8 protein-coding genes are annotated in these 7,192 nt (G+C 38.4%); 4 read left to right on the plus strand and 4 right to left on the minus strand.

What is annotated here, in order from left to right:
* The 4 genes from BN338_RS08445 to prmC form a co-directional block, all read left to right on the plus strand.
* Positions 1-626, plus strand: a 626-nt coding sequence (locus BN338_RS08445) for an SEC-C metal-binding domain-containing protein (protein WP_039760984.1), incomplete at its 5' end; no start/stop codon positions are given.
* Positions 565-1,056 carry a Fur family transcriptional regulator gene (locus BN338_RS08450; protein WP_039760986.1) on the plus strand — a complete coding sequence of 164 codons (492 nt, stop codon included), beginning with the start codon at positions 565-567 and terminating at the stop codon, positions 1,054-1,056. The genes BN338_RS08445 and BN338_RS08450, both read left to right, overlap by 62 nt.
* A gap of 208 nt (positions 1,057-1,264) precedes the next feature.
* Entirely contained in the window at positions 1,265-2,341 is a 1,077-nt protein-coding gene (prfA, locus tag BN338_RS08455) for a peptide chain release factor 1 (protein WP_039760989.1), read from the plus strand.
* On the plus strand, positions 2,338-3,204 hold the full coding sequence (prmC, locus tag BN338_RS08460) for a peptide chain release factor N(5)-glutamine methyltransferase (RefSeq protein ID WP_039760991.1): 867 nt from the start codon (positions 2,338-2,340) through the stop codon (positions 3,202-3,204). Before prfA ends, prmC begins: the two co-directional genes overlap by 4 nt.
* On the opposite strand, the gene nrdF is transcribed toward prmC, so the two are convergent.
* The 4 genes from nrdF to nrdH are packed head-to-tail and all read right to left on the minus strand — an operon-like array spanning position 3,201 to position 6,941.
* The gene (nrdF, locus tag BN338_RS08465; protein WP_039760993.1) at positions 3,201-4,175 is read right to left on the minus strand and encodes a class 1b ribonucleoside-diphosphate reductase subunit beta; all 975 of its coding nucleotides are present in this window, start codon (positions 4,173-4,175) and stop codon (positions 3,201-3,203) included. The genes prmC and nrdF overlap by 4 nt on opposite strands.
* Positions 4,176-4,186: 11 nt before the next feature.
* Positions 4,187-6,337, minus strand: a complete 2,151-nt coding sequence (gene nrdE / locus BN338_RS08470; RefSeq protein WP_039761209.1) for a class 1b ribonucleoside-diphosphate reductase subunit alpha — start codon at positions 6,335-6,337, stop codon at positions 4,187-4,189.
* The gene (gene nrdI, locus BN338_RS08475) at positions 6,319-6,717 is read right to left on the minus strand and encodes a class Ib ribonucleoside-diphosphate reductase assembly flavoprotein NrdI (RefSeq protein WP_039760995.1); all 399 of its coding nucleotides are present in this window, start codon (positions 6,715-6,717) and stop codon (positions 6,319-6,321) included. Before nrdI ends, nrdE begins: the two co-directional genes overlap by 19 nt.
* A complete protein-coding gene (gene nrdH, locus BN338_RS08480) occupies positions 6,717-6,941 on the minus strand; it encodes a glutaredoxin-like protein NrdH (RefSeq protein WP_005774163.1) in 225 nt (74 codons plus the stop codon). Before nrdH ends, nrdI begins: the two co-directional genes overlap by 1 nt.
* Between the last annotated feature and the right edge of the window lie 251 nt (positions 6,942-7,192).

Consider the following 7,192-nt stretch of genomic DNA (forward strand, 5'->3'; position numbering starts at 1 on the left):
ATGTAAAAGCTCTCGAGGAAGAACTTCAACAGCTCTTTAATCTTGAACTTCCTGTGGAAGAATGGGCAAAAGAAGATGGAATTGCCGAGGAACAAATTTTAGAGCGTATCTTGGATGCTGTTACAAAACTTGAAAATGAACGTACTAAACGCTATACTCCAGAGATTATGGCTTATTTTCATAAAGCAGTCTTGCTCGAAACTATTGACACGCTATGGCGTGAAAATCTGGTAAGTTTAGACCATTTGCGTTCTGTTGTTGGTTTTCGTGGTTATGCGCAGCGCGATCCACTCAATGAGTATAAGACAGAATCTTTTGAACTCTTTCAAAGTATGCTGAGAAATTTACGCCGAATTGTCACTTCTAAACTTATGCGCTTTGAAATTGTTCAACAACCTACCGAACCGACCCTACCTGAGAGAAATGGTGCTGATTCTTCTATCTCTAATGATAAAAATCAAGAAAATGCTCCACCCTTATGGGCACGATCACAAGAAAATAGGTTTGTTAATCCCCAAGACCGTGACCCCAATGATGTAACCACATGGGGGAAAGTTGGGCGTAATGAACGTTGTCCTTGCGGTTCAGAGAAAAAATATAAACACTGTCATGGAACCTTTGTTTGAAAAGCAAACAATGAAGATGAATAAAAAGCGAAACTATGAGCAAGAATTGCGCACAGCTGGTTTAAGAGTAACGCGCCAACGGCGTGTTATTCTTGATATTTTGGCTGATACAAATGATCATCCCAATGCATTTGAAATTTTTCAGCGTGCAAACAAAATAGATTCGAGTATTTCACTCTCAACGGTTTATCGAACCATGAAAACATTGGAAGGAAATGGAACAATTCACCGTCATACCTTTAGTGGTGGTCCATCTCGTTTTGAGCAAGCAGATGGGCAACATCATGATCATCTCATTGATATAGAAACAGGACAAGTTATCGAGTTTCATTCAGATGTTATTGAAAAATTGCAAGAAGAAATTGCAAAATCCCTTGGCTATAATATTATTCATCATCGTCTTGAACTTTATGGAAAAAAAAACTCTTAAAAAGATGATTATATACCATACGATGAAAATATCTCAGACAAATCGAATTTTATAAAAATTTACCTTAAAAATATAAATAGTTTTCATTGGCAAAAAAGTTTTTCTACTTTATTACCCCTTTTTATATAATGCTATACGGTAGTTCATTGCCAGTGTTATAACAAAAATATTGCAACAAAATATTATGAAAAATTAGGCCAATATTATCATGGTTTCTTTGCCAAAAGATCGCATAAAACAGCTTGAAAAGCGCTTTGAAATAATTGAAAGCCAAATGACGACCAATCCAAATGCTGAAACATATGTCAAATTAGCTTCTGAATACGCAGAGCTACAACCCGTTATTGCTTCTATACGCGCATTAAATGCTCTTTATGGAGAGATTACAGAATTAGAAACGATTATCAATGATAAACAAACAGATATAGAGATGCGTAATCTTGCACAAGAAGAGCTACCATCGCTCTATAAAAAAGTAGAGCAACTTGAAAAAGAACTCCAGATCCTGCTTTTGCCTAAAGATGTTGCTGATGAAAAAAGCGCTATTGTTGAAATTCGAGCAGGAACGGGTGGATCAGAAGCAGCGCTTTTTTCTGGTGATCTTTTCCGCATGTATGAACGTTATGCCCATGCTCACCATTGGAAAGTAGAGGTTATTTCGCTCAGTGAGGGAGAAGTTGGGGGATATAAAGAGATTATTGCTTCTATTTCAGGAAAAGGTGTCTTTTCTAAATTGAAATATGAATCAGGTGTTCATCGTGTGCAACGTATCCCTGAAACAGAAACTGGTGGACGTATCCATACATCTGCGGCGACCGTTGCAGTGCTTCCAGAAGCTGAAGAAATCGATATTGATATTCGTCCTGAAGATATTCGTATCGATACAATGCGTGCATCTGGAGCAGGAGGACAGCATGTCAATACAACAGATTCAGCTGTTCGTATCACCCATATTCCAACAGGAATTATGGTTGTACAAGCAGAAAAATCACAACATCAAAACCGAGCACGGGCTCTTCAAATTTTAAGGGCACGCTTATTCGATATCGAACGACAAAAAGTGGAAAGTGAACGTTCAGCTTCCCGTAAAAGCCAAGTTGGTTCTGGTGATCGTTCAGAACGTATTCGTACCTATAATTTTCCACAGGGGCGTGTCACCGATCACCGTATTAACCTGACCCTGTACAAGCTCGATCGTATTTTGGAAGGAGATCTTGATGAGCTTATTCATGCGCTCATCTCAGATCATCAAACAGCACTCCTGATGGAAATGGATAATAATTGAGCAAATATTCTTTCAAAAATATCATCCAACAAACGCAAAAAAAATTGCGCTCAAAAGGAATTTTGGAAGCTGATCTCGATGCAAAAATACTCGTCGAATGGATAACAGGGATAAATGCTGCTGAGAGAATTTCTAACCCAGATATACATTTATCTTCTGAGCGCATTATACAAATAGAACAAGCTGTACAACGGCGTATTGCGGGAGAACCCGTCTACCGTATTATAGGAGCACGAGAATTTTATGGCATATCTTTCGCATTGTCGCGAGAGACATTAGAACCCCGTCCTGATACAGAAACGCTCATCGATCTTGTTCTCCCTTTCCTCAAAAAAAAGGTCGAAAATTCAAGAAAAACAACACTCCTTGATATGGGAACAGGAAGTGGTGCCATTGCCATTGCCATTCTTAAACAAATTCCCCAATCTTATGCAGTAGCAGTCGATATTTCTGAAGATGCCCTTAAAACGGCTACAAGAAATGCAAAAAATGCTGAAGTAATGCATCGCTTTACACCTCTTCTTAGCGATTGGTTTGATTCTGTCACTGATCGCTTTGATTTTATCGTTTCCAACCCCCCCTATATTCCCGAAAAAGATATCAAAAAACTTGAAAAAGAAGTGCGCTTACATGATCCACTGCGCGCTCTGGTCGGTGGAAAAGACGGGCTTGATTTTTATCGAAAACTCGCCCATGAAGCCGCCAACTACTTAAAAGAAAATGGCATTATCGCTGTTGAAATTGGTTACTCTCAAGAAAAAGAAGTTTGCGATTTGTTTGAAAAAAATGGCTTTCAATGTTTAGAAATGCGCAAAGATCTCAATGGGATACCCCGCGCACTTCTGTTTACGTGCAAACATTAAAATTCCCAATCATCATCCGTGGTAGCAACTGCCTTACCAATGACATAAGAAGAACCAGCTCCTGAAAAAAAGTCATGATTTTCGTCAGAGTTTGGTGATAAAGAAGCCAAAATAGCGGGGTTAACATGACAAACCTCAGGGGGGAAAAGGGCTTCAAAACCCAAATTCATTAAAGCCTTGTTTGCATTATAATGAAGAAAAACTTTCACATCTTCCGTCAATCCAAGGGCATCATAAAGATCTTCAGTATATTTACACTCGATGTTATAAAGGTCAAAGAGCAAGTTAAAAGCAAAATCTTTAATTTCTTGTCTTTTGGCTTCATCAAGCTTTGCAAAGCCCAATTGGAACTTATAACCTATATAATAACCATGGACAGCTTCATCACGAATGATCAGTCGAATGAGATCTGCTGTATTGGTCAACTTAGCGCGACTAGCCCAATACATGGGCAAATAAAAACCAGAATAAAATAAAAAGCTTTCTAGCAAAGTCGAAGCAATTTTTTTCTTGAGTGGATCATTTGCTTCATAACGCTCAAGGACTAATCGAGCCTTTTTCTGTAAATGAATATTTTCTTCAGACCATCTAAATGCATCATCAACTTCTACCGTCGAGCAAAGGGTTGAAAAAATAGAGGAATAAGAACGTGCATGAACTGCTTCCATGAACGCAATGTTTGTCAAAACCGCCTCCTCATGCTCTGTTATGGCATCAGCCAGCAGAGAAATGGCGCCCACAGTATTTTGAATTGTATCTAAAAGCGTTAATCCTGTAAAAACACGAATTGTTAGTTTGCGTTCTTCCTCCGTCAAACTGGACCATGAGGGAATGTCATTAGAAAGTGGAACTTTTTCAGGTAACCAAAAATTTCCAGTTAAGCGGTTCCATACCTCAAGATCTTTCTCATCATGTAATCTATTCCAATTAACAGCGCACACAACAGGATTCTTGGTTGTAATCTTTGTCATATGATGATCTCCTATAAACTGCACGAAACACAGCCATCTACCTCTGTTCCACTCAATGCTACTTGCCGCAGTCGTACATAATAAATACTCTTTATACCCTTTTTCCAAGCATAAATTTGTGCACGATTAATATCACGTGTGGTAGCGGTATCCGGAAAAAATAATGTTAATGAAAGACCTTGATCAACATGCTGTGTTGCAGCAGCATAGGTATCTATAATTTTTTCAGGACCAATTTCATAAGCATCTTGGTAAAAATTTAAATTCGTATTGTCCATATAAGGAGCGGGATAATAAACACGCCCAATTTTTCCCTCTTTGCGAATTTCAATTTTTGAGGCAATTGGATGAATAGAAGACGTCGCATGATTAATATAGGAAATAGATCCTGTAGGAGGAACAGCCTGTAGATTGCGATTATACAGCCCGTACTCAACAACTAAATCCTTAAGTTTTTGCCAATCCTTTTGATCTGGAATAACAATATTATTCCGTGCAAAAAGCTCTTGTACAAGCGCAAATTGCGGTTTCCATTCTTTTTCAATATATTTTTTGAAAAAACGCCCATCTGCATAAGCTGATTTTTCAAACCCCGCAAACACTTCTTGACGTTCGCGCGTAATTAAATTGGAAACCCGTATGGCGTGATATGTTACGATGTAAAAATAGATATTGGTAAAATCAATTGCTTCTGGAGACCCATAATAGATCTGCTCACGCGCTAGAAACCCATGCAAATTCATTTGTCCCAAACCAATCGCATGACTTTCAGCATTGCCTTTCGCAATGGAAGGCACGCAGGCAATATTACTCATATCCGAAACCGCAGTAAGAGCGCGAACAGCAGATTCCACGGTCTGTCCGAAATCAGGACTTTCCATGGCTTTGGCAATATTCATTGACCCAAGATTACAGGATATATCACTTCCAATCGCGCGATATGTTAAATCTGTCTCTAGTTCACTCGCCTCACTCACCTGCAAAATTTCTGAACATAAATTGCTCATACTTATGCGCCCAGCGATCGGATTCGATCGATTAGCCGTATCCTCAAATAAAATATAAGGATAACCAGACTCAAATTGAATTTCCGCTAATGTCTGAAAAAAAACGCGTGCACTTATTTTCTTCTTACGAATCTTTGCATTATCAACAAAAGAACGATAATGCTCCGTTAAAGAAATATCGCTAAAGGGTTTACCCATCACACGCTCAATATCATAAGATGAGAAAAGATACATATCCTCATTATTCCGTGCAAGCTCAAATGTAATATCAGGAATAACCACACCAAGCGAAAGCGTTTTGATTCTGACCTTTTCATCAGCATTTTCACGCTTTGTATCCAAAAACTTCATAATATCTAAATGATGTGCATGCAAATAAACAGCTCCAGCTCCCTGTCGTGCCCCAAGCTGATTGGCATAAGAAAAAGAATCTTCCAAAAGTTTCATCACCGGTAAAACACCGGATGATTGATTTTCTATTTGCTTAATTGGTGCTCCAGCCTCCCGCAAATTTGTTAAACAAAGCGCCACACCGCCACCGCGTTTTGAAAGCTGCAAAGCCGAATTAACCGCACGACCTATCGATTCCATATTATCTTCAACACGGAGCAAAAAACACGAAACCAATTCACCTCGCTGTTTTTTCCCCGCATTTAAAAATGTCGGCGTTGCTGGTTGGAAACGCCCTGTAATAATCTCATCCACAAAACTTTCAGCAAGAGCTTTATTCCCTTGTGCCAAATATAAGGCCACAAGACAGATACGATCTTCATAACGCTCAAGATAACGCTTCCCATCAAAAGTCTTTAGCGTATAGCTGGTATAGTATTTAAATGCGCCTAGAAAGGTAGGAAAACGAAATTTAAATGCATAAGCACGCTTAAAAAGCTTTTTGATAAAAGAAAAATCATAAAGCTCAAATAAAGCTTTCTCATAATAACCTTCTTCTATTAAGTAATCTATTTTTTCCTTCAGGTTATGAAAAAAAACTGTATTTTGATTAACATGCTGAAGAAAATATTGCCGTGCAGCAAGCCGATCCATATCAAATTGGATATGACCATTTTCATCATAAAGATTAAGCATTGCATTCAGCGCATGATAATCAGTAATCTGATCGGATTTCTGCGACTGTTCTATCCCAATTGTTTCCAAAATCTTTCCAATCCCTTTTTTACACAAATAACGTCTTCATCAGTTCCACGCAGCTCAAAACGATAAAGGCAAGGTACACCACATTTTTCAGAAATGATCTTACTGGCTAAACTATAATAGCGACCAAAATTACGGTTGCCACTGCCAATAACACCACGAATTAATTTGCGGTTCTCAACTTCATTAAGAAAATGAATAACGGCTTTCGGCACTGCCCCTCTTCCTTCTCCATCTGCATATGTAGGAACAACCAGTACATAAGGTTCACCAACTAATGCAGAGGGCTTTTTTTTATCAATTTTGAAGAGTCTTTGACCAAGCTGCGAGACAAAATGTTCTGTATTACCCGTTGCACTCGAATAATAAACAATAAGCCCCATTAAGCACAAAGGCCACTAATCATATCTGGTCTAAAACCAGACCAATGATTCTCACCACAAACAACGACAGGAACCTGACGATACCCCAGAGACTGAACAAAACTGTATGCTTGTTCATCACAGGAAATATCAACAACACGATAATGAATGCCTTTCGCATCAAAAGCACGGCGTGTAGCATCACATTGAACACAAGATGGTTTGCTATAAATAGTGATCGACATTTTCTTCAACTTTCACAATTCAAAACGATCAACCCTACCTAAGAGAGTCAATCTAATAATTTTATAGGTACTCAAGAATAACAAACAACAGAAATTGTACGCAAAACGTGTGATTATTTTCAAATAGTACACAGCTTTTTGAACACAACAGAATCTCTCATCAAATAACTTCAAAGACTATGATGAGAATAAGCGATTATTCTATAACGTAAATGGTAAAGCTCCCCAGTTATAAAACAATCTTTTGCTTG

The sequence above is a fragment of the Bartonella queenslandensis AUST/NH15 genome, assembly GCF_000312585.1.
Classification (GTDB): Bacteria; Pseudomonadota; Alphaproteobacteria; order Rhizobiales; family Rhizobiaceae; genus Bartonella; species Bartonella queenslandensis_A.

Coding starts and splice junctions, on each gene's coding strand:
- nrdH (WP_005774163.1), bottom strand. CDS start 6,941: ATGTCGATCACTATTTATAGCAAACCATCTTGTGTTCAATGTGATGCT.
- nrdF (WP_039760993.1), bottom strand. CDS start 4,175: ATGACAAAGATTACAACCAAGAATCCTGTTGTGTGCGCTGTTAATTGG.
- nrdI (WP_039760995.1), bottom strand. CDS start 6,717: ATGGGGCTTATTGTTTATTATTCGAGTGCAACGGGTAATACAGAACAT.
- BN338_RS08450 (WP_039760986.1), top strand. CDS start 565: ATGAACGTTGTCCTTGCGGTTCAGAGAAAAAATATAAACACTGTCATG.
- prfA (WP_039760989.1), top strand. CDS start 1,265: ATGGTTTCTTTGCCAAAAGATCGCATAAAACAGCTTGAAAAGCGCTTT.